The following is a 20,024-nucleotide window of genomic DNA, read 5'->3' on the forward strand; positions in this document are numbered from 1 at the left end:
GTTTTTCGGACCGGACTGCGACAACACATCCAGTCTTCTAACCAGGGAACACGCCCTCGAATCACGCATCCCCATCCCCACCCCGGGCGCGCATCGCTGCATGGACGGCGCACGGCGGCCTGTACACCGGCTCACCCGGGCACCGCCAGTTCGAACCAGACGGTCTTTCCGGTGCCGCCGGGCCTGGTGCCCCAGCGGCGCGAGGAGCCGGCGACCAGTTGCAGGCCGCGGCCGCTCTCGTCCTCGGGGTGGGCGACACGCTCGCGCGGCGGGTCCGGGAGCGGGTCGGAGACCTCGACCAGCAGCGTGTCACCGAGCCCGGCGGGGCGTACCAGCCGTACGCCGATGGGTCCGGTCGCGTGCCGCAGGGCGTTCGTCACCAGCTCGCTGACCAGCAGCGCGGCGAGATCGGCGAGGCAGTCGAGGTCCCAGCCGTGCAACTGGCCCCGGACCGCGGCGCGGGCGGCGCGCACGGCGCCGGGTTCCGCGGGAAAGGTCCACTCGGCGCAGTCGCCTTCGGTGTCGATCACGCCGATCACTTCCCAGGCCAACGAGCCCACCCATGTCCGGTTTCGTGGGGTTAATGGGGACATACCCGGTATCTGGGAAGCATTACCGTGCGGAAGGGCGCACGGTGGCACGAACGGCGTACGAGGCGCTCCGCGCAACTGACGTGACCGCCGGGCTATGCCCAGCCGGGGAGCACGGCCAGAGTCTCAATTTCCCGCACCGCCGCCACATCCTGGTCCAGCCACGCCACGTCCCAGAGCTCGTCCGGCGTCAGCCAGCGCAGGTCGTCGTGGTCCTGGAGGGGACGGGGGGCGGCGGAGCCGGGGCACAGACGGGCGGTCCACACCTGCAGGACGTAGGGGGATCGCAGGGGCCACTCCCCCGGCACGCGCTCGACCGCCTCGGTCTCGACCCCGAGTTCCTCGCGCAGTTCGCGCACCAGGGCGTCCTCGGGCCGCTCGCCGGTCTCGACCTTGCCGCCGGGCAGCTCCCAGCGCCCGGCCAGCTCGGCGGGCGCGCTGCGCCGCGCGGCGAGCAGCCGGCCGGCGTCGAGCAGGGCGGCTCCCACCACCACGATCCGTTCGGTCATGGGGCGGAGCCTACGGGAGCGCGCCAGTGGTCAGTTGAGCGCTCCGAGGGTCAGTTGTGGGTGCCGTCCCCGTTCTGGCCGATGCGTTCGACCCAGTAGAGCTGTTTGTGGCCGTGGTCGTCGAGGCTGTCGGCGATCTTCTGGGCCTCGGCCCGGGTCGCGTACCGTCCCACGCGGTAGCGATTGCCGTTGTCGTCCTGCCTTATGACGATCCAGGGCAGGGCGACCGTGCCCTCACTCATCGCCCCCACCGTTCCTTCTCGCACCGCCCCACCCGCTTCCCCTCTCGGGCCCCCACCGTGCCCCGCCTAAGGAAACCGCAATCCGCATATGCCCGAGCGTACGCCCTACCTTCACGGAGCGAATACGCCTTTTCACAAAGAGGTACGCAACCAGCCAGAACACGGGGGGCGCACGATGGCGAACGCGCCGTCTTACCCGCCTCTGTCGTGGGTCGGGGGCATTTCGGACGGACCCTGGATCACCTGGGAGAACGGCCGGATTGCAGCGTGCCGCCGGGGGCCGGGAGCCGGGTTGTGGGGTGAGGGCGGCCGCCCGGGGGGCGTGCCGGGGTGTGCGCTACTTCACGGGCAGGTGGTACGCGACCCGGTAGCGGTCGGCGGGGATCACGACGTCGGCGGTCTCCACGGGGCGGCCGGAGGCGTAGTAGGTGCGCTGGATGACGAGGACCACATGCCCGGGGACGCCGCCGAGGACGTGCAGTTCCTCGGCGAGGCCGGGGCGGGCGCCGACCTCCTCGGTGACGTTGTCCACGATGACGTCGATGGCCCGCATGCGCTCGACGACGCCCATGCCGCCGAGCGGGCCCTCCTCGGGCAGCATCACGGGCGTGCGACCGGTGACGGCGAGGGGTTCCCAGGAGGTGGAGAGCATCATCGGCTCCCCCGCCTCCCGGAACAGGTACCTGGTGCGCATGACCCGCTCGCCGGGTTTGAGGGAGAGCCGCTCGGCGATGGCGGCCCCGGCCTCGGCCTGCTCGCTGCTGGACTCCCAGGTCCCGCGCACCGAGGCGTCGGCCTGCTCCTGCCGGAAGGGTGTGGCACCGGAGGGCGGCCGGAACCCGGAGCGGGCCACGCCCCGGGGCACCGGGCGCTCGCGCACATACGTGCCGGAGCCGGAGCGGCCCTCGACCAGGCCCTCGGCCATCAGCACCTTGCGGGCCTCCAGCGCGACCGTGTCCGAGACGCCGTACTCCTCGCGGATGCGGGCCTGGGAGGGGAGCCGCGTGTGAGGCGGCAGTGAACCGTCGACGATCTTCTTGCGGAGATCACCCGCGACACGCAAGTACGCCGGCTGCTCACCGAAAGTCACTGGCCGCTCCCATCAGGTTGTACAGACAGCAACAGCCTGGCAACCGTGGGTTGTGCCATGCAAGCAAAGGCCAGAGAATCACTCGATGTGATGACATGGGGCCCGGGAGGGCTTTACCCAGGCACTTTCTCTCCGTTATAGCCCTGTCCACACCTCACCGCGATCATGCCCTGCGCGATCACACCGCCAGGGCGCCCCCGCTCCCGCCGCCGGAGTCACCCGAGCCGCTGTCACCACCGTCGCCGCTGCCGTCCGGGGGCGGGGTGGTCTCCAGGCCCAGGGCCTTGCGCGCGGGGACCGCCTTCTTCGGGTCGAGCAGTTTGAGCCCGGTGTCGTAGTGCTGGTAGAAGGCGTCCAGGCCCTTCGCCTGCGCGGCCTTCGCCCACTCCACCCGTGCCTTGTCCAGGTCGGACGTGAGCACGCTGATCCGCCCCACGGCGTCGGCGGACCAGCCGTTCGCGCGCAGCATCCGGGCCTGTTCGGCCAGCGCGGCCGACACCCGGCCCGCCCACTCCTTGTGCCCCGGCAGGTCGTCCTCGACGTACTCCGTGTCGGGGGCGGTGGCGAGGGCCGCGTTGAGGACGTGAGCCGCCTTCAGATAGGCGACCTGGTCGGCGTCCAGGACCGTCTCGTCGTTGCGCAGCGAGCCGGTGAGGTTCCCGCCCTCGGTCACGCTGCCGAAGACACAGGTGACCTCCCGGTCCCCGGCCGACCAGCTGTCCTCGGTGGGCGTGAGGTAGTACACGTCGACGTCGTCGGGCACGGCCCAGCCGTCCATCGCGTAGGAGTCCTGGAGGCCGTAGCAGCGCTCGTCGGCGGTGTCGCCGACCTTGTCGTCGCCGGGGTAGGACCCGTCCTTCAGCCGGAAGGTGGCGAACACCTCGCCGTCGTGCTCGCCGGAGCAGGGGACCTTGTCGACGTCGTACGTCTCGCCGCTGAGCTGTCCGCCCGGCGCGTCGAAGCACTCGCCCTTGACCAGCGAGATGCTCGCGCCGTCGCGTGCGCCCTCCTTGACGCCCTCCCAGAAGTCGGACGCGCCGCCCGTGGCGAGCATCAGCACCCACACCGCGAGCCCGAGCCCGGACAGCACCGAGCCGCTGATCGCCAGCCCCTTGCCGCGCTCGCCCCGCCGGCCGATCTGCCGCAGCGCGACCAGCCCGAGCACCAGGCCCACACCAGGCAGGCAGCACAGCACGCCGAACACGAGGGAGGCGATGGCGAGGCCGTTGACGGGCGCCGGCCGGTTGTAGGGGCTGTAGCCCTGCGCCCAGGGCTGGTACGGCCCGTAGGGGTTCTGCGGGCCCTGTGCCTGCGGGTACGGCGGCGGCCCGTACGGCCCCTGCGGGTACTGCGGGGGTGGCTGGTACGGCCCTTGCGGCTGGTGGGGGTCGGGGGGCGGGGGTATGGACACCGGTACCGTGCTCCTGGGTCGGGCGGGGGGAATGGTTCAGACGGGCCCTGGGGCCGACGACTGGACCGACGTACGACTGGGCGCATGGTAAGCGGGGCACGAGTGGGGGCGGAATGAGGGTGGAACACCGGGCGGACAGCCGGGTGGGGAACGCCACCGTGGGTGCGGTGAACGGGCTCACCGCGCGGTGGGCGGCGGCAGCGGCACCGGAGGGTACGGCGTTCTCGGCGGCCGGGGTCTGGCCCCTGCTGGCCTTCCTGGCGGACGGCGCGACGGGCGCCGCGCGGGCCGAGCTGGCCCAGGCGCTCGGCGTGCCCGCGGAGCAGGCGGCCGCCGCCGCACGGGAGTTGCTGGCCGCGCTGGAGCCGGTGTCCGGCCTGGACGCGGCGCTCGGCCTGTGGACGCACCGGACGCTGCAGCTGCGCGAGGAGTGGCGGGCCGGGCTGCCGGCCGGGACGCACGGGGTGTTCGGGGAGGACCTGGTCACCGCGCAGGAGCGGCTGGACGCCTGGGCGGCCGAGCGGACCGGCGGGCTGGTGGAGCGCATGCCGGTGACGCTGACGCGGGAGGCGCGGATGGTGCTGGCCAGTGCGCTCACCCTGCGCACGGACTGGCGGCAGCCGTTCACCGAGACCATGCTGCGCCCGGACTCCGGTCCCTGGCAGGGCCGTTCGCTGCTCGGGCTGCACCGCCGGAGCGTGCGGCCGGACCGGGTCGGCGTGACGAGCACGCCCGACGGCTTCGTGACCGCGCTGACCGTGCCCGGCGACAACGGCATCGACGTCCATCTGGTGCTCGGCGAGGAGCGGATGACACCGGGGCAGGTCCTCACCGCCGGGGTCGGGGTCGTGCAACGCGCGCTCGCGGTCACCGGGGGCGGGCAGCTGCCGTTCGGGCATGTCGGCCCCGGCCTGCACGTCGAGCAACAGCCCGCCCTCGCGCCGGAGCCGATCACGCTGGACGTGCGGACGGTGGCGTACGAGGTGCGCGCCGACCACGATCTGCTGGCGCTGCACGCCCTGTTCGGGCTCACCACGGCCCAGGACGACCGGCAGGGCCACTTCCCCGGCGTCAGCGCCATGCCGCTGGCCGCGGGGGCGGCCCGGCAGTCCGCCCTCGCCCGGTTCGGCGCGCTGGGCTTCCGGGCGGCGGCGGTGACGGCGGTCGTGCCGTACGGCGCCGGTGGCGTCCCGCAGTACCGCTACGAGACCACGGTCGTGCGGGTGGCGTTCGACCGCCCCTTCGGGTTCCTCGCGGTCGACCGCGAGTCCCGGCTGGTGCTGATGGCGGGCTGGGTGACGGATCCGGCGCCGTATCCCGCCATGGGCCGTTAGGAGCGCGGCACCTGGTGGACCTCGGCGGCGGTTCCGAGGACTCCCGCCAGGGGCGGGGTGGTCAGCGGGGCCGTGCGGGGGCGGGTCAGGGTGACGTACGCGGGCACGGGCAGGGCCAACGACAGGTCCAGGCGGGCCGCGTTGAAGTAGATCCGGTCGTGGGCCAGCAGGGCGGTGTCGACGACCAGTTCCAGGTCCGGGTGGAAAGTGAACGGCACGACGCAGCCGCTCACGCAGCCCGACAGTCTTTCGGCCACCTCCCGTGCGGCGAAGGCGGCGTCCGTGCCGCCGTACAGCTCGCACACCCGGGTCATGTCCAGACGGCGGTCGCCGGGTACGACGGCCAGGACGTAGCGGCGGCTGCGGCGGCCGGTGCTCACCCGCACCACCAGGCACTTGGCCGCCTGGTCCAGCGGATGCCCGCGCAGCTCGGACGCGAGGTCCGTACGGCCCTCGGGTGCGTGCGGGATCAGGCGGTAGGGGACGCGGGCGTCGTCCAGCAGCGACAGCAGACGGTGGGAGGTGTCCGGGGGCAGCAGGTCGAGGTCGCGGGGCACGGTGAGGCCTCTCTGTGAAGGACGGGCGGCGCTCTCACCGTGCCGGGGCGGCCTATATTTCTCCGCTGCGCTCCCTCACCACGCGGTTCCCCGTGCGGCCGGCTCCCCGGCGATAACCCGCCAATAACGCCCCTCTCTAGCTTCGGAAACCGTAGAGATGGCTGGCCGCACCAGAAGGGGGTGGTGTCCCATGGAGTTCCGGGTCCTTGGGCCAGTGGAGGCGTGGCGAGGGGGTGAGCGCGTTGCCCTCTCCGGTTCGAAGATGCACACGGTGCTGGCGACGATGCTGCTCGCACAGGAGCGGGTGGTGTCCGACAGCAGGCTGAGCGCGCTGCTGTGGGGGTGGGAGCCGCCGGCGACGGCGAGCGCGCAGATCTACACGTACATGTCGCGGCTGCGCAAGCAGCTCGGCGAGGAGGTCGAGATCGTACGGCGGCCTCCCGGGTACGTGCTGCGCGCCCCGGGTGCCGTCGTGGACCTCGTGGAGTTCCGCCGACGGGAGCGGGACGGGCGGCGGGCGCTGGCGGAACGGCGCTTCGAGGAGGCCGCCGACCTGCTGCGCGAGGCACTCGGGCAGTGGCGGGGAACCGCGCTGGCGAACGTCACCGAGCACATGCTGGACGCCGAGCCGGCACCGCTCGAGGAGGAGCGGATGCTCGCCCTGGAGTCGCGCCTGGAGGCGGACCTCGAGCTGGGGCGGCACGAGCAGGTGATGGCCGAACTGACCGCGCTGGTCGCCGAGTTCCCGGTACGGGAGCGGCTGCGGGCCCAGCTGATGACCGCGCTGTACCGGTGCGGCCGGCAGGCCGACGCGCTGCACACGTACTACGAGGGCCGCAAGGTCCTGGCCGAACAGCTCGGCATCGACCCCGGTGAGGCGCTGGGCTCCACGTACCAGGCCGTGCTGGGCGGTGAGTTGGGGCTCGGGCCGCGGCGCGGTACGCCGCCGGCCGGGCGGCCCGTGCCGTCGATGCTGCCCGCCACGGACGGCGAACTCGTCGGCCGGGAGCGCGAACTCGAGGCGCTGCGGGGGCGTCTCGGCCAGGGCGGCGGCGCGCCGCGGCGGATCCTGGTGACCGGCATGGCCGGCCTCGGCAAGACGGCGCTCGCGGTGCGGGCCGCGGCCGAGAGCGGCGGGCTCTTCCCCGACGGGCTGCTCTTCGCGGAGCTGTGCGGTCTCGACGGCGCCCCGCGGGCCCCGCGTGCGGTGCTCGCCCAGTTGCTGCGAGCCCTCGGCGAGAGCGACCACGCGCTGCCGGCCGGCGATCTGGACGAGCTGGTACGGCTGTACCGGGCGCGCACGGCCGAACGGCGGCTGCTGCTGGTGCTCGACAACGTCAGCGGCGACCGGCAGCTCGCGCCGCTGCTGCCGGCCGGTGACTCGGCCGTGCTGATCACCAGCCGGAGCCGGCTGGCGCGGGTGGCCGGCGGGGACACGCTGGCGCTGCCGCTGCTGGACGACGAGGCGTCGCTGGAGCTGCTCGCCGCGCGGGCGGGCCGGCAGCGGCTGGACGACGACCCGGACGCGGCCGACGATCTGGTGGCGTACTGCGGCGGGCTGCCGCTAGCGCTGTCCATCGCCGGCGCCCGCCTGGCCGCCCGTCCGCACTGGACCGCGGCCCGGCTCGCGGCCCGGCTCGCCGACCCTGCCGCACGGCTCGCCGAACTCTCCTTCGGCGACCTGGACCTGAGCCGGGTCCTGCGCTCCTCCGTCGATCCGCTGCCGCCCGCGGTGCACGACGTCCTGGCCGGTCTCGCGGATCCGGAGCTGGGCGGCGAGCCGTTCAGCGCCCGGCGCGCGGGAGAGTGGCTGGGGCTGACCGAGGACGCGGCGGAGAACGCCCTGGAGACCCTGGTGGACACCGCCCTGCTGGACCTGTCGGGCCTGGACGACCAGGGCCGCCCGCAGTACCGCTGCCACGAACTGGTACGGCTGCTCGCGGCGACCCTCGACGGCTCGGGCCTGCCGGCCGTGCGCGCGGGGCGGTGAGGAACCCCGTTTCCCACCCGCCCACCCGTCTCGGTAACTCGAGAAGCCGGACTTGAAAGGCCAAGCAATGCCGAAACGCCGACGCCCCGCTTCGCCGCCCGCCCAGTCGGGTGGGCGGGTCGGCCTGGCCGTACCGGTGCGAACACCATGCCCGACGACCCCGGCCTGTCGGCCGTCCTCGCTGGGCGGTGAGAGGGCCGCGCCGGTGTGGTCACCAGGAGCCGCGGGCGCGGGCGTAGGCCTGGCCGGCCGGGGCGATGATCTCCTGGGCCACCGCCCAGGCGTCGGAGACCACGCGCTCGCGCGGCGGGCGCGGGGACTGGGCGACGGCCTGTGCGGTGACCGCCCAGACCGCGGCGACGGCGGCGGTCGCGCGTACGTCCACGGTGGGGCGGGCGGGGCGGACGCCGTTGCCGCAGACCTCCAGGCGCAGCCCGAGCGCGGCCGCCGTCGCGTCGCGCACGGTACGGGCGACACGGGCGTCGGGGTGCGCGAACACCCGGGACGACAGCGGGTGTTCGTAGGCCTGACGGACCCAGGTGCTCAGCCGCAGCCGTTCGCGGGCCTCCCAGCCGCCCGGGGCGGAGGGGCCGGGGTCGATGCGGTCGACGGCCTCGGCGAGGGTGTCGAAGTAGGCGATCAGGTCACGGGACGTGAGCAGAGGCGCCGCGGCGGGGGCGGCGACGGTCTGTGCGGTCATGGTGGGCTGATTCCTTTTCTGGTCGGTGAGTTGACTCGGGGACGACGCCCGGTGGCAGCTCAGGAGGGCGGGTGCGGGTGCATGCGTCCCCGGGTTCAGACGGGTGGGTGCAGGTGTACCGCTCCTCGGGAGGCCGGGCCCGCAGGACGGGCCAGGGCTACCGCGAGGCGGTCGGAGAGGTGGAGGTCCTGGACGGTCCAGGCGGTGGCGTGGTCGTCGGTGTGGTGGGTGACGCGGACCCGGCCGGTCCGGTCGGGGCGTGTCTCCAGGCGGCCCAGGTCGGTGCCGGCCAGGCCCACGCCGACCGCCTTGACGACGGCCTCCTTGCGGGTCCACACGCGGTGGAACGCGCACTGCCGGGCGGTACCCTCCGGGACGTCGCGCAAGTGGCCGCGCTCGGCCGCGGTGAGCACCGTGTCGGACAGCAGCGCCTCCCGCACCGGCCGCAGCGCCTCCGCGTCGACGCCGATGGCGGTGCCCGCGCCGACCGCGAAGACACCCCAGCCGGCCGTCCGGCTCAGGCTGATCGCGAGCGGTACGGCGGGGCGCAGCACCTGCGGCGGGCCGTGGCCGTCCGAGCCGCAGCCCGGGCAGCGCCGGCGGCCCAGGTCGACGTCGGCGGCGGCGGTGCCGAGGAGTTGACCGAGCGCACGCCGGGCACCGGCCCGGGTGTGCACGAACTCGGCCGCGTCCCGCTCGGACAGCATGCCGAGCGCACGCCGGAACTCCCCCGTGGCCAGCAGTCGCAGATCGGCCGGGTCGACCCGGCCGGGTGAGCGCCACCACCACACATGGGCCTCGCCCCGGGCGATGAGCCGGTCCACCTCGGGATACACCTTTTCCTCGCCTCCTTGACGCATCAGCACCACTCCCGCGTTTTCTCAGAGACGTCGGACGGACGCCGTCCGGAACATGTGTCGGACTTCTGCGGGGCCAGGTTCCGCCCGCCCGCTATTGCCGCCCTATACAGCGTTTACGGCCCTTTTCCATAGGGCCGCGATAGGCGCTGCCCGGAAGCTTTTCCGAGCAATGCCGTCGACCTGAGGACAACGCTGTGACGCAGATAGAGATTCTGGCTCCAGCCGCCGAGAGCACGGTGACCGCGCACGAACTCACCGCGGCGGAGAGAAACGGCCTCATCACCGTGGCCGGCCGGCTGACCGGCCCGGCGCACCCGCTCATCGACTCCCCGGACTGGCTGGGCGCGGCCCGCGAGGCGACCTCGCTGCTGCCCCGGCAACTCCTCGGCACCCTGCGCGCGTTCCGGCACGATCCGGGCGCGGACGGGGTGCTGCTGCTGCGCAACCTGCCGGTGACGGCGGGCGATCCGCTGCCGCCGACGCCGGGCGTGCCGAATTCCGTGGAACGTGTTCCGACCACGGCCGCCTCCGTCATCGTCTCGGTGATGCTGCAACTCGGTGAGGTCATCGCGTTCCGTAACGAGAAGAGCGGTGCCCTGGTGCAGAACGTGGTGCCGGTTCCCGGAAAGGAGGATTCCCAGAGCAACGCCGGTTCCGTGCTGCTGGAACTGCATGTCGAAAACGCCTTCCACGACAACCGTCCGGATTATGTGGGCCTGTTGTGCATGCGCGAGGACCCGACCGGGGACGCCAAGCTGTGCACCTCGTCCATCCGTCGGGCGCTGCCGCTGCTGTCCGAGGCGACTCGGCGGGTGCTGGCCGAGCCGCGGTTCCTGACCGAGCCGCCGCCCTCCTTCGGTTCCCTGGGCGGGGTCCGCTCGGCGCACCCGGTGCTGCAGGGCGACCTGGACGACCCCAACGTCCTGGTGGACTTCGCCGCCACGCATCCGCTGGACGAGCGGGCGAAGGCGGCGATGGCCGAGCTGCGGGAGGCGTTCGTGGAGACCATGGCCGCGCACCGGCTGCGCGTGGGTGACCTGGCCGTGGTCGACAACCGGGTCGCGGTGCACGGCCGTACCTCCTTCACCCCGCGCTACGACGGTGAGGACCGCTGGCTGGAGCGGGTGTACGCCCACCTGGACAACCGGCGCAGCCGGGTGGACCGACTGGGCGGCGGCGCCGTCCTCAACTGACGGACACCGCAGACCGGTTGAAGGGCCGGCCCCCACGAGGGGCCGGCCCTTCAGGTGTGGTCACCGGTCACTGCCGGGAGCCGATGACGTCCGCGGGACGTCCGGTCAGCGCCAGCCGGCCCGGCACCACGGTGGCCAGCAGGGCCAGCAGCCCGCCGAAGCCGAGGACGGCGAGATAGGTCCCCGGTGCCACGGAGGGCGCCGCCGAGCCGGTCATGCCGATGCTGAACGCGGTGAGCACGGCGTAGGCGATGCCGGTGCCGAGCGCGGCCGCGACCAGGACGACGATGCCGGCCTCGATGCGCAGCATGCCCATCACCTGGCGGCGGGTGGTGCCGACCAGGCGCAGCAGCGCGAACTCGCGGAGCCGGTCGGAGACCGACATGGCGAGCGTGTTGACGACGGCGATCGCGGTGAAGGCGATGATCAGGCCCATGGCGACGTAGTTGACCTCGGCGTTGTTCTGCTGCACCTCGGCCTGCAGGTCCTCGACCTGGGCGCGGTCGAGCACCCCGATGCCGGGGAACTGCCCGACGGCCTTCTGCAGTTGCTCGCGGCCCGCCTTGCCGTCACCGCTGGTGCGGACCAGGACGGAGGAGGCGAGCGGGTTGTCGACGTGCCGGGAGACCAGCGCGTGGCTCATGGTGAGGTCGCCGAAGCCGAGGCCGCGGGAGTAGACCGCGGTGACCTTCAGGTGGACGACGGTGCCGTCGCCGAGGGTCACCTTGAGGTCGTCGCCGACCTTCTTGCCGAGGTGGTCGGCGGCGACCTCGCTCATCGCGACGCTGCCGTCGGCGAAGCCGTTCAGCGTGCCCTTCCGCACGTCCGGGTCCCAGGTCTCGCGCAGCCCCTGGGTGGACAGGCCCTGCGCCGGGTACTTGTCGAGCCCGATGCGCACGGAGGTCCGTACGACCTCGGTGACGGCCGTGACGCCGGACGTCTGCCGCAGGGCCGCGGTCGCCCCCTCCGGCACACCGGGGCCGGCCGAGGCCACCACCCAGTCCGCCTTGTTGCCCTCGCGGGCCTGGGCGGTGGCGGCGTCGCCCATCGTGGTCTGCACGAAGAACACCGTGCAGGCCATGCCGATCAGCAGCGCCAGCGGGGTGATCGCGGAGGCCATCCGCTTGGTGTTGGCGCGGACGTTGGCGGTGGCGAGGTGGCCGGCCACGCGCGAGGCACGCAGCGGGATGCCGAGCAGGGCCACGGCGACCCGGGCGATGAGCGGGCCGAGCAGCGAGACCGCGACCGCGAGCACCACGACCGACAGGAACGTCACCGGCGTGGACGCGGGCTCGGTGTCCAGCACGCTGAGCACCACGAGCAGCACGATCCCGCCGGCCAGCGTGAGGATGCCGGCCAGCGTCCGGCCCCAGGCGAACCCGGGCCGCTCGACCGCGGACTCGGCGAGCGCCTCGGCGGGGCGGATCCGGGCGGTGCGGCGGGCGGAGATACGGGCCGCGGCCCACGCGCCCAGCAGGGCCGCGCCGACGGCGGCGAAGAACGGGAAGACGCTGAAGGTCACCTGCAGCGTGTCCGGGATCGCCTTGAAGTCGACGAACTTGCGGTGCAGCCAGTACGCGATGGGCAGTCCCAGCAGCGATCCGGTGAGTCCGGCGAGCAGGCCGACGATCAGCGCCTCACGGCCGATCAGCTGCCGCACCTGCTTCGGGGTGGCGGCGATGGCGCGCAGGAGGGCCAGCTCCCGGTAGCGCTGCTGGATCGACAGCGCGAAGGTGCCGACGACCACGAGGATCGCCACGAGCAGCGAGGTGCCGCCGATGGCGCCGCCCATGGAGACCAGCTTCACCCGGGCCTTGGCCGCGTCCAGGAACTCGACCGGGCCGCGGTCGCCGCCGGTGGCCACCTGGGCGGTGGTGCCGGAGAGCGCCTTGCGCACCTGGTCGGCGAGTTCGCCGGTGGACACGCCCTGCTTGGGCAGCACGCCGATCGCGGACACCTGTCCGTCCCGGCCCGAGAGCCGCTTCGCCTCGTCGGCGGAGAAGAACAGCGAGGTCTGCTGCTTGAGGTCGCCGTCGGCGGGGGCCGCGATGCCGGTCACGGTGTAGCTGCGCGGGGCGTCGGTGGACTGCACGGTGAGCTTCGCGCCGGGCTTGAGGCCGGTACGGGAGGCGAGTTCGCGGTCCACGACGACATCACCGGCGGCGCTGGGGGCGCGGCCGGTGACGAGCTTGAACGGGGTGAGGGCGGCGGAGGTCCAGGCGTGCCCGTAGGAGGGCTTGCCGTCGACTCCGGGGACGACCTGTCCCTTGGGGCTCACCGCGTAGGCGGGGAAGGTGACCTCGGGCACGACGGACTGCGCGCCGGGCACGGAGCGCAGCTTGTCGACCGTGGCGGCGGACAGCCACACGCGCTCGGCGAGCGGCTTGGCCTTGTGCTTGACCTTGGTCTTGCCCTTCTTGTGCTTGACGGTGGTCTGGTGGACGTTCTGGTCGCCGCCGACGACGACCGGCGCGGCGGCGTACCGCTCGGTGCCGATGGTGCCGCGCAGACCGGTCTCCAGGAGGATGCCGCACGCGGTGACCAGGGCGGCGGCGCACATCAGCGCGAGGAACGCGCCGATGAAGCCGCCCTTGCGGGCCTTGAGGGTCTGGAAGGCGTAGCGCAGCATCAGGCCCACGCTCCCAGGTGCGTCATCCGGTCGGCGACGCGCTCGGCGGTCGGGGCGTGCATACGGTCGGCGATGCGGCCGTCGGCCAGGAACAGGACGGTGTCGGCGTAGGAGGCGGCGACCGGGTCGTGGGTGACCATGACGACGGTCTGGCCGGTCTCGTCCACGCAGTTGCGCAGCAGGGAGAGGATCTCCTTGGCGGTGACGGTGTCGAGGGCGCCGGTGGGCTCGTCGCCGAAGATGACGTCGGGGCGGGTGATCAGGGCGCGGGCGATCGCCACGCGCTGCTGCTGGCCGCCGGAGAGTTCGGACGGGCGGTGGGCCGCGCGGCCGCCGAGGCCGACGCGCAGCAGGATGTCCTCCAGCCACTGGCCGTCCAGCCGGGAGCCGGCCAGGCGCAGCGGCAGCTCCACGTTCTGCCGGACGGACAGGGCGGGTACGAGGTTGAACGCCTGGAAGACGAAGCCGATGCGTTCGCGGCGGAGCTTGGTGAGCTGGGTCTCGTTCATGCCGCCCAGCTCGGTGTCGCCGATGTAGGCCCGCCCGGAGGTCGGCTTGTCCAGGCCGGCCGCGCAGTGCAGGAACGTGGACTTGCCGGAGCCGGAGGGCCCCATGACGGCGGTGAAGGAGCCGCGGGCGATGTCCACGGAGACTCCGTCGAGGGCCCGGACACCCCGGCCACCGCGGCCGTAGACCTTGGTGACCTCCTCCAGACGCAGGGCGTGGCTCCGGGCTCCCGTGCCGCTGCGCGGCTGTGTGTTGGTCCTCTCGGTCCTCATGCGTGACCAGTCCTCTCCATCCATCGTCGTGGGGGTCGGGACGAACGTGGCCGGACGATCTATATCGGGGCTATGGTCGCGGAGGAGAGCGGGAGTTGAGGGGTGAATTTCGGCCGAGCTGCGACCGGGCTCGCTAACGGCGGCGCAGTCGGCGGTGGACGAGGGCCGCCGCCGTCGCCGTGAGGCACAGGGCGTACGCTGCCACGACCCAGGTGGCAGGGGTTCGGCCCGCCGTGAGGCCGTGGATCACCGCGGTCAGCCAGCCGGCGTACGACGCGCCGTGGAGGATGCGGAACGGGCGGATCCAGCGCCGGGTGGCGAAGACGCCGCGCCAGACGCCGGTGGCCACGGCGAGAAGGAACAGGTAGCAGGCCAGGGTGCCGAGACCGACCAGCGCGTCCCCGCTGCCCCAGCCGAGCGCGGCGGCCGTCGCGGCGACCCGGCCGCCGGCCACCTTCACGCCGATGTGCAGCAGCAGGAAGCCGACTCCGAGCACGCCGAAGGCCCGGTGCAGGTGCTGGGCCGCGGTCCGCGCACGGGGCGGCAGCAGACCGCGCAGCGCGGTCGCCAGCCCCAGCATCACCGCCACCGACAGCGCGACCAGCGCCACGACCCCGGCCATCCGGTCGAGAAACCCCCGCAGCGCCCCGCCCGCCAGCCCGCCGCTCACGAGCACGCCCCCGGCCAGGACGACCCCGGCGACCACGGCGACGGGCCGGGGCGGCGGGGTGTGCGGCGGCCCGGTGCGGACCACCGGTGGGACGGACGCGGTCTCGTCGCGGACTCCCGCGAGGGCCTCGGCTTCGGGGGTGGCCACGGTTCCGTACGTGCTGGGTCGGCTCATGTGTGCTCCCTGGCTGTGGAGGGCTTGTGGCCGGATATGGGGCGGTTCCCGGCCTCCGCCGGGGAGGGCCGGGGGCCGGGAACCGCGTCTCTCGGCGGCCGAGGGGGGATCGGCGCCGAGGGTCTGGGGGATTGCCGTCAGGCCGGGGCGTGGAGGTGCACCGGGCCCAGCGGGGTGGCGGACGAGGGGCGGGCCAGGGAGGCCGACCAGGGACCGTCCAGGTCCAGGTCCTCCACGTGCCAGGTGGTCGTACGGCCTTCGTGGATGTGGGTCACCGTCAGCGGGCCCTCCTGTCCCGGAGCCACGTCCAGGGTGTTCAGGGGCATCCCCAGCAGCCCCAGGCCCACCGCCTTCATCACCGCCTCCTTACGGGTCCAGGCGCGGTGGAAGAGGGACGTACGGGACGGGCCCTCGGGCAGGGCGAGGATCCGCTCGGTCTCGTCGGGGGTCAGGACCAGCTGGGCCAGGGCCTCCGACTCCATCGGGCGGTACGCCTCCACGTCCACGCCCACCCAGTCGCCCGCCCGCACCGCCAGCACCCCGCACCCGTCGGTACGGGACAGGCTGATCGCCAGCGGGACCGGCGGCCGGACCACGGCGGGCGGACCGTGGTCCGCGTCGCCGCAGCCCGGGCAGATGCGCCGGCCGAAGCGCACGGTGTGGGCCGGTACGCCCAGCAGCCCGGCCACCGCGCGCCGCGCCCCCGCGCGGGTCGTCGTGAACGCCGCCGCGTCCCGTGGCGCGTGGAAGCGCCGCATGCGAGCCCGTTCCTGCTCGTCCAGCAGCACGAAGTCCGCCGGATCGGTCGCCTCGCCCAGCGGCCACCACCACACGTGGACCGCACCGCTCTCCCGCAGCCGCGCCACCACCGCGCGTGCCGTCTCGGGTACGTACACCTCGCCGACGTCCGCCGCGTGGTCGATGTGCGCGGCGGCCGTGGCCGGTCGCGTGGTCATCCGTCCTCCTCTCTCTCGTCACGGCCGGTCTCAGGCCAGTCCGTTGAGGCGCAGGAGCAGCTCCTTGACCTCGGTGGCGTGGTAGCGGTCCCGTTCCTGGGCCGGGTCCGAGCACAGCAGCAGCGGCCCGTCCCGGTCCTCCGACGGCAGCCGTCCATGGCTGCCCCTGACCAGGCCGGGATCGAGCGGCACCACGGTCAGCGGTGCGCGCATCCCGGCCTTCTTGCGCAGCACGGTCCACGCCGCCTTGGCCTTCACCGCCGGGATCGACGGGTCGAAGAACAGCTCGGCGGGGTCGTAGCCCGGCTTGCGGTGGATCTCGACGCCGCGCGCGAAGTCGGGTGCGCGGTCGTCGTCGAGCCAGTAGTAGTAGGTGAACCAGGCGTCCGGTTCCGACACGAGGACCAGCTCGCCCGCGTTGGGGTGGTCGATGCCGTAGGCCTCCTGCTGGGTTCGGTCCCAGATCTCGTCGACGCCGTCGACCGCCTTCAGCACGTCCCGCACCCGCGGGATGTCGACGGGGTCGGCGACGTACACGTGCGCGGCCTGGTGGTCGGCGACGACGAACGCCCGGGAGGTGTACGGGTCGAGGTACTCCATGCCGCGCTGGGTGGAGACCTCCAGCAGTCCCGCGCGGCGCAGTGCCCGGTTGATGTCGACGGGCCGGCTCACCGGCGTGATGCCGTACTCGCTGAGCGCCACCACCGTCGTGCCCCGCTCGCGCAGATCCGCGAGCAGCGGGGCGAGCGCGGCGTCCGTCTCCCGGGCCGCGCGCACCGCCTGCGGGCTGTCGGGGCCGTAACGCTGCAGGTCGTAGTCGAGGTGCGGTACGTAGACGAAGGTCAGGTCGGGGCGACGGCGGTCGACGACGTAGCGGGCGGCGCCGGCGATCCACCGGGTGGAGGCGATCGACGCCGTCGGACCCCAGTACTGGAACAGCGGGAACTCGCCCTGTGCCGCGGTGAGTTCGTCACGCAGTCCGGCGGGCACGGTGTAGCAGTCGGGGGACTTGCGGCCGTCGTAGTGGTAGACCGGCCGCGGGGTGAGGATCGTGTCCACGTCGGCGCCCATCGCCCACCACCAGCACAGGTAGGCGGTGGAGTGGTCCGGGTCGCGGTCGCGGGCCGCCTGCCACACCTTCTCGCCCCGCACCAGGGCGTTGTGCTGGCGCCACATCATGACCTCGCCGTGGTCGCGGTGGTACCAGCCGTTGGCCACCGCCCCGTGCTCGCGCGGCAGCAGCCCGGTGGTCAGGGTGGCCTGCACGGTGGCGGTGACGGCCGGGAACACCGTGTCCAGCCGGGCGGTGAAGCCCTGCTCGCCGACCGCCCTCACCTGCGGCATGTGCTCCAGCAGCCGCGGGGTCAGGCCGACCGTGCACAGCACCGCCGTCCGTGTCGTCGTACGACCGCCGCTCATGACGTCTCCCGCCGCAGCCCGAGGGCCGTCAACTCGTCGCGCAGCCAGGTCAGTTCGGCGGCCAGGCCGTGGGCGAGGGTCTCGTCGCGGTGGCCGGGGAGCACGGACCAGGTGTACGTCTCGATCTCGATGTGGTCGGTGACCGCCCGCTCCCCCGCGAGCAGGGCCCGCAGGGTCTCGCGCAGCACGGGCCGGGTGCTCGCCAGCGGCGGACGCGGGTCCTCGTGCAGGGGCACGTGGTAGTGGATGCGCCAGGGCCGGTCGCCGGGCAGCGCGCCGGAGAGCGCGGGGCCGAGGTCGTCGGTGCCCATCAGCCGGCCGCCGGCGGACGGCTCCCGGGTCTGGTGCAGGAAGCGGGGCTCGGCGAAGTCCGCGAGCAGCTCCCGTACGGCCGGGTCGGCCGGGTCGGCGACCTCCAGCGCGGTGGCCGCCTGGAGCTTGACGACCGGGATGCCCGCCTCGCGCAGCAGGCCCAGCGCCTCCATCGGGTCCTCGTGGGCGACCGCGAGGTGGCAGGCGTCCAGGCACACGCCGATCCACTCGGAGTCGGTGCCGGCCAGCGCGTCGACGGCCTGCTCGGTGCGCTCCACGACGCAGCCGGGCTCCGGCTCGATACCGACCCGGACCGTACGGCCGGTGTCGGCGGCGATCTGCTTCAGCCCCTCGGCGAGCGCGTCCAGCTGGCGGGCGGCCATGGCGCGCTGGGCGGACGTCCACACGGTGCGCCAGGCCAGCGGCAGGGTGGAGATGGACCCGCGGGCCCCCTCCGGCAGCAGCCCGGCCAGCACCCTCGCGAGGTCCAGCGTGTACTCCAGGCGGGCCGGTTCCGACCAGTCCGGGTAGTACACGGCCCGTTTGACGACCCGGGCGTGGAAGCCGCGGTAGGGGAAGCCGTTGAGGGTGACCGTCTCCAGGCCGCGCGCGGTCAGCTCGCGGCGCAGCCGGGCCACGGCCGCCGGGTCGGCGGCGAGCCGGCCCGCGGTCTCGGCGGGCAGCCACAGGCCGACGCCGATCCGCTCGGCGCCGGCCGCGACCCGCACCGGCTCGGCGTAGGCGGCGAGCTGGCCGATGATGCCGTCGAGGGTCTCGGCGGGGTGCACATTGGTGCAGTACGCCAGATGGACGGTGCTGCCGTCGGGGTGTCGCACTCGCATGACTGCTCCTCAGCTCCCGCCGCGGGCGATGGAGTTGCCCGCGAACAGGCCCGCGGCCTGGGTGTCGTTGTAGCCGTCGAGGTCGAGCCGGCCGGACTGGCCGTAGAACGCGACCGGGTTGCGCCACAGCACACGGTCCACGTCGTCCTCGTCGAACCCGGCGGCGAGCATGGCCTCGGCGGTGGCCCGGGTCAGCAGCGGGTCGCTGTGGCCCCAGTCGGCGGCCGAGTTGACCAGCATGCGCTCGGTGCCGTGACGCCGGAGGATGGCGACCATGCGCTCGGGGGTCATCTTGGTGTCGGGGTAGATGGAGAAGCCCATCCAGCTGCCGGTGCCGGCCACCTCGTCGACGGTGACCTCGTTGAGGTGGTCCAGGACCACGTACGCCGGGTCGATGCCGGACTCGCGGATCACGTCCAGGGAGCGCTGGGTGCCGCCGGCCTTGTCGCGGTGCGGGGTGTGGACCAGGGCGGGCAGCCCGAACTCCACGGCGAGGGCGAGCTGCGCGGCGAAGGCGTGGTCCTCGGCCTCGGTGACGGTGTCGTAGCCGATCTCGCCGACCGCCACGACGCCGTCCTTGGCGAGGTAGCGGGGCAGTTCGTCGAGGACGGGGGTGCAGCGCGGGTCGTTCGCCTCCTTGGGGTTCAGGCCGATGGTGCAGTGGTGGCGGATGCCGAACTGGGCGGCGCGGTACGGCTCCCAGCCGAGCAGGGAGTCGAAGTAGTCGGTGAAGCTGGCCGGGGAGGTGCGCGGCTGGCCGAGCCAGAACGCGGGCTCGACCAGGGCGCGGACGCCCGCGGCGTGCATCGCCTTGTAGTCGTCCGTCGTACGGGACGTCATGTGGATGTGTGGATCGAAGATGCGCATGGCCGGGGCTTTCCGCTCGGGAGTGGGTTGCGGGTTCGGTCAGTTCTTGGGGGTGGCGATGAGCCACAGGTCGGCGGGAACGGTGCGGGACGCCGCGCGGCGCTCGGCGGCGAAGCCCAGGGCCATGCGGGCGAGTTCGGCGTCGCGGCGTTCGCGCAGGCCGGCGACCGTGCGCAGGGGGATGCCGGTGAACAGGCACTTCAGGACGGCCTGGCGCCAGCGGTACTGGTCGAGGTGGGTACGGGCGTAGGGGCCGAGGGCGGCTGCGATCAGGCGGGTGTCGTTGGTGCGGAGGGCGTCGTCGGTGAGGGGGAGGCCTGCCGCGCCGATCGGGAGGAACGGGAGGGCGCGGAGCACTCCGCGGCGCTCGGCGGCGTCGCCTTCCCAGTAGCGGGCGGCTGCTTCCTCCGCCAGCTCCTCTCCGTTCAGTCGGAGCTTGGTGAGCAAGAGGGCACGGATGCCGTCCTCCACGTGCCAGTCGGCCCAGCCGGGGAGGGGGCCTCGGCCGTAGTGGCGGCCGGCTGCGGGGAAGCGGGGGTCGAGGGCCTGGGGGCCCTGTTCGGCTGTCGCCGCGGTGTCTTCGGCGAGGCGTTGGCGCTGTTGCTCTGTCAGGACGGAGAGGAGGGATTCCTTCAGGGTGCGCAGGGTCAGGGCGTCGTGGACGGGGGCGGGGGCGAGGGTGGGGGCGAGGGTGGGCGCGGTCATATTGGGGCGACCTCCTTCGGGGCGAGTGCGGGTGGTGTGTGGGCGGGCATCCGGCCTTCGGCCGGATCTGTGTTCCCACCCGCACCACCCGTGCGGCTTTCGTGGTCGAGTGCGGGTGGCCCCTGTGGGGCGGGAGCGCCGTCGGCGGGTGCGGGGAGTGGGTGGGGCGTGCGGCTTTCGTGGGCGGGTGCCGGT

The 20,024-nt window shown here is 73.5% G+C and carries 19 protein-coding genes; 3 read left to right on the top strand and 16 right to left on the bottom strand.

Features of this window, described 5'->3' with window-relative positions; translation table 11 throughout:
- Positions 1 to 131: 131 nt before the first annotated feature.
- The 5 genes from BEK98_RS04915 to BEK98_RS04935 all read right to left on the bottom strand — a co-directional run bounded on the left by BEK98_RS04915 (position 132) and on the right by BEK98_RS04935 (position 3,842).
- Complete coding sequence (locus BEK98_RS04915) at positions 132 to 560, bottom strand: ATP-binding protein (RefSeq protein WP_094215138.1); 429 nt, start codon at positions 558 to 560, stop codon at positions 132 to 134.
- A gap of 125 nt (positions 561 to 685) precedes the next feature.
- Complete coding sequence (locus tag BEK98_RS04920; RefSeq protein ID WP_094215139.1) at positions 686 to 1,099, bottom strand: (deoxy)nucleoside triphosphate pyrophosphohydrolase; 414 nt, start codon at positions 1,097 to 1,099, stop codon at positions 686 to 688.
- Between the two features lie 50 nt (positions 1,100 to 1,149).
- On the bottom strand, positions 1,150 to 1,341 hold the full coding sequence (locus tag BEK98_RS04925; protein WP_094215140.1) for an SPOR domain-containing protein: 192 nt from the start codon (positions 1,339 to 1,341) through the stop codon (positions 1,150 to 1,152).
- A 337-nt stretch (positions 1,342 to 1,678) separates the two neighbouring features.
- Entirely contained in the window at positions 1,679 to 2,431 is a 753-nt protein-coding gene (locus BEK98_RS04930) for a GntR family transcriptional regulator (RefSeq protein ID WP_094215141.1), read from the bottom strand.
- 178 nt (positions 2,432 to 2,609) lie between these two features.
- Entirely contained in the window at positions 2,610 to 3,842 is a 1,233-nt protein-coding gene (locus BEK98_RS04935) for a DUF4190 domain-containing protein (RefSeq protein WP_094215142.1), read from the bottom strand.
- A 113-nt stretch (positions 3,843 to 3,955) separates the two neighbouring features.
- Here BEK98_RS04935 and BEK98_RS04940 point away from each other — a divergent pair, with 113 nt between their 5' ends.
- Entirely contained in the window at positions 3,956 to 5,176 is a 1,221-nt protein-coding gene (locus BEK98_RS04940) for a serpin family protein (RefSeq protein ID WP_094215143.1), read from the top strand.
- Here BEK98_RS04940 and BEK98_RS04945 read toward each other — a convergent pair.
- Positions 5,173 to 5,733 carry a YbaK/EbsC family protein gene (locus BEK98_RS04945; protein ID WP_425276588.1) on the bottom strand — a complete coding sequence of 187 codons (561 nt, stop codon included), beginning with the start codon at positions 5,731 to 5,733 and terminating at the stop codon, positions 5,173 to 5,175. The genes BEK98_RS04940 and BEK98_RS04945 overlap by 4 nt on opposite strands.
- A gap of 262 nt (positions 5,734 to 5,995) precedes the next feature.
- On the opposite strand from BEK98_RS04945, the gene BEK98_RS04950 reads away from it, so the two are divergent.
- Positions 5,996 to 7,723, top strand: a complete 1,728-nt coding sequence (locus BEK98_RS04950) for an AfsR/SARP family transcriptional regulator (RefSeq protein ID WP_244201748.1) — start codon at positions 5,996 to 5,998, stop codon at positions 7,721 to 7,723.
- A 211-nt stretch (positions 7,724 to 7,934) separates the two neighbouring features.
- On the opposite strand, the gene BEK98_RS04955 is transcribed toward BEK98_RS04950, so the two are convergent.
- Both BEK98_RS04955 and BEK98_RS04960 read right to left on the bottom strand, forming a co-directional pair.
- Positions 7,935 to 8,423, bottom strand: coding sequence for a hypothetical protein (locus BEK98_RS04955; RefSeq protein ID WP_208643008.1), 489 nt, complete (start codon positions 8,421 to 8,423; stop codon positions 7,935 to 7,937).
- Between the two features lie 95 nt (positions 8,424 to 8,518).
- A complete protein-coding gene (locus BEK98_RS04960; RefSeq protein WP_094215145.1) occupies positions 8,519 to 9,283 on the bottom strand; it encodes a 4'-phosphopantetheinyl transferase family protein in 765 nt (254 codons plus the stop codon).
- A gap of 194 nt (positions 9,284 to 9,477) precedes the next feature.
- Here BEK98_RS04960 and BEK98_RS04965 point away from each other — a divergent pair, with 194 nt between their 5' ends.
- Positions 9,478 to 10,476, top strand: coding sequence for a TauD/TfdA family dioxygenase (locus tag BEK98_RS04965; protein ID WP_208643009.1), 999 nt, complete (start codon positions 9,478 to 9,480; stop codon positions 10,474 to 10,476).
- Between the two features lie 67 nt (positions 10,477 to 10,543).
- On the opposite strand, the gene BEK98_RS04970 is transcribed toward BEK98_RS04965, so the two are convergent.
- From BEK98_RS04970 to BEK98_RS05005, 8 genes are all read right to left on the bottom strand, one after another.
- Entirely contained in the window at positions 10,544 to 13,105 is a 2,562-nt protein-coding gene (locus BEK98_RS04970) for an FtsX-like permease family protein (RefSeq protein ID WP_244201749.1), read from the bottom strand.
- Positions 13,105 to 13,884 carry an ABC transporter ATP-binding protein gene (locus BEK98_RS04975; RefSeq protein ID WP_094215148.1) on the bottom strand — a complete coding sequence of 260 codons (780 nt, stop codon included), beginning with the start codon at positions 13,882 to 13,884 and terminating at the stop codon, positions 13,105 to 13,107. Before BEK98_RS04975 ends, BEK98_RS04970 begins: the two co-directional genes overlap by 1 nt.
- A gap of 133 nt (positions 13,885 to 14,017) precedes the next feature.
- Complete coding sequence (locus BEK98_RS04980; RefSeq protein ID WP_094215149.1) at positions 14,018 to 14,728, bottom strand: ferric reductase-like transmembrane domain-containing protein; 711 nt, start codon at positions 14,726 to 14,728, stop codon at positions 14,018 to 14,020.
- A gap of 137 nt (positions 14,729 to 14,865) precedes the next feature.
- A complete protein-coding gene (locus tag BEK98_RS04985; protein WP_107428252.1) occupies positions 14,866 to 15,684 on the bottom strand; it encodes a 4'-phosphopantetheinyl transferase family protein in 819 nt (272 codons plus the stop codon).
- Positions 15,685 to 15,714: 30 nt separating this feature from the next.
- A complete protein-coding gene (locus BEK98_RS04990; RefSeq protein WP_208643010.1) occupies positions 15,715 to 17,103 on the bottom strand; it encodes an alkaline phosphatase family protein in 1,389 nt (462 codons plus the stop codon).
- Positions 17,100 to 18,257: a metabolite traffic protein EboE gene (eboE, locus tag BEK98_RS04995; protein ID WP_094215151.1), complete on the bottom strand. Its 1,158-nt coding sequence runs from the start codon at positions 18,255 to 18,257 to the stop codon at positions 17,100 to 17,102. Before eboE ends, BEK98_RS04990 begins: the two co-directional genes overlap by 4 nt.
- Positions 18,258 to 18,266: 9 nt before the next feature.
- A complete protein-coding gene (locus BEK98_RS05000; protein WP_094215152.1) occupies positions 18,267 to 19,124 on the bottom strand; it encodes a TatD family hydrolase in 858 nt (285 codons plus the stop codon).
- 39 nt (positions 19,125 to 19,163) lie between these two features.
- Positions 19,164 to 19,829 (bottom strand): EboA domain-containing protein, encoded by a 666-nt coding sequence (locus BEK98_RS05005; protein ID WP_094215153.1) that lies wholly within the window; start codon positions 19,827 to 19,829, stop codon positions 19,164 to 19,166.
- Positions 19,830 to 20,024: the final 195 nt, after the last annotated feature.

Origin of the sequence: Streptomyces diastatochromogenes (genome assembly GCF_002242805.1) — a bacterium.
GTDB lineage: Bacteria > Actinomycetota > Actinomycetes > Streptomycetales > Streptomycetaceae > Streptomyces > Streptomyces diastatochromogenes.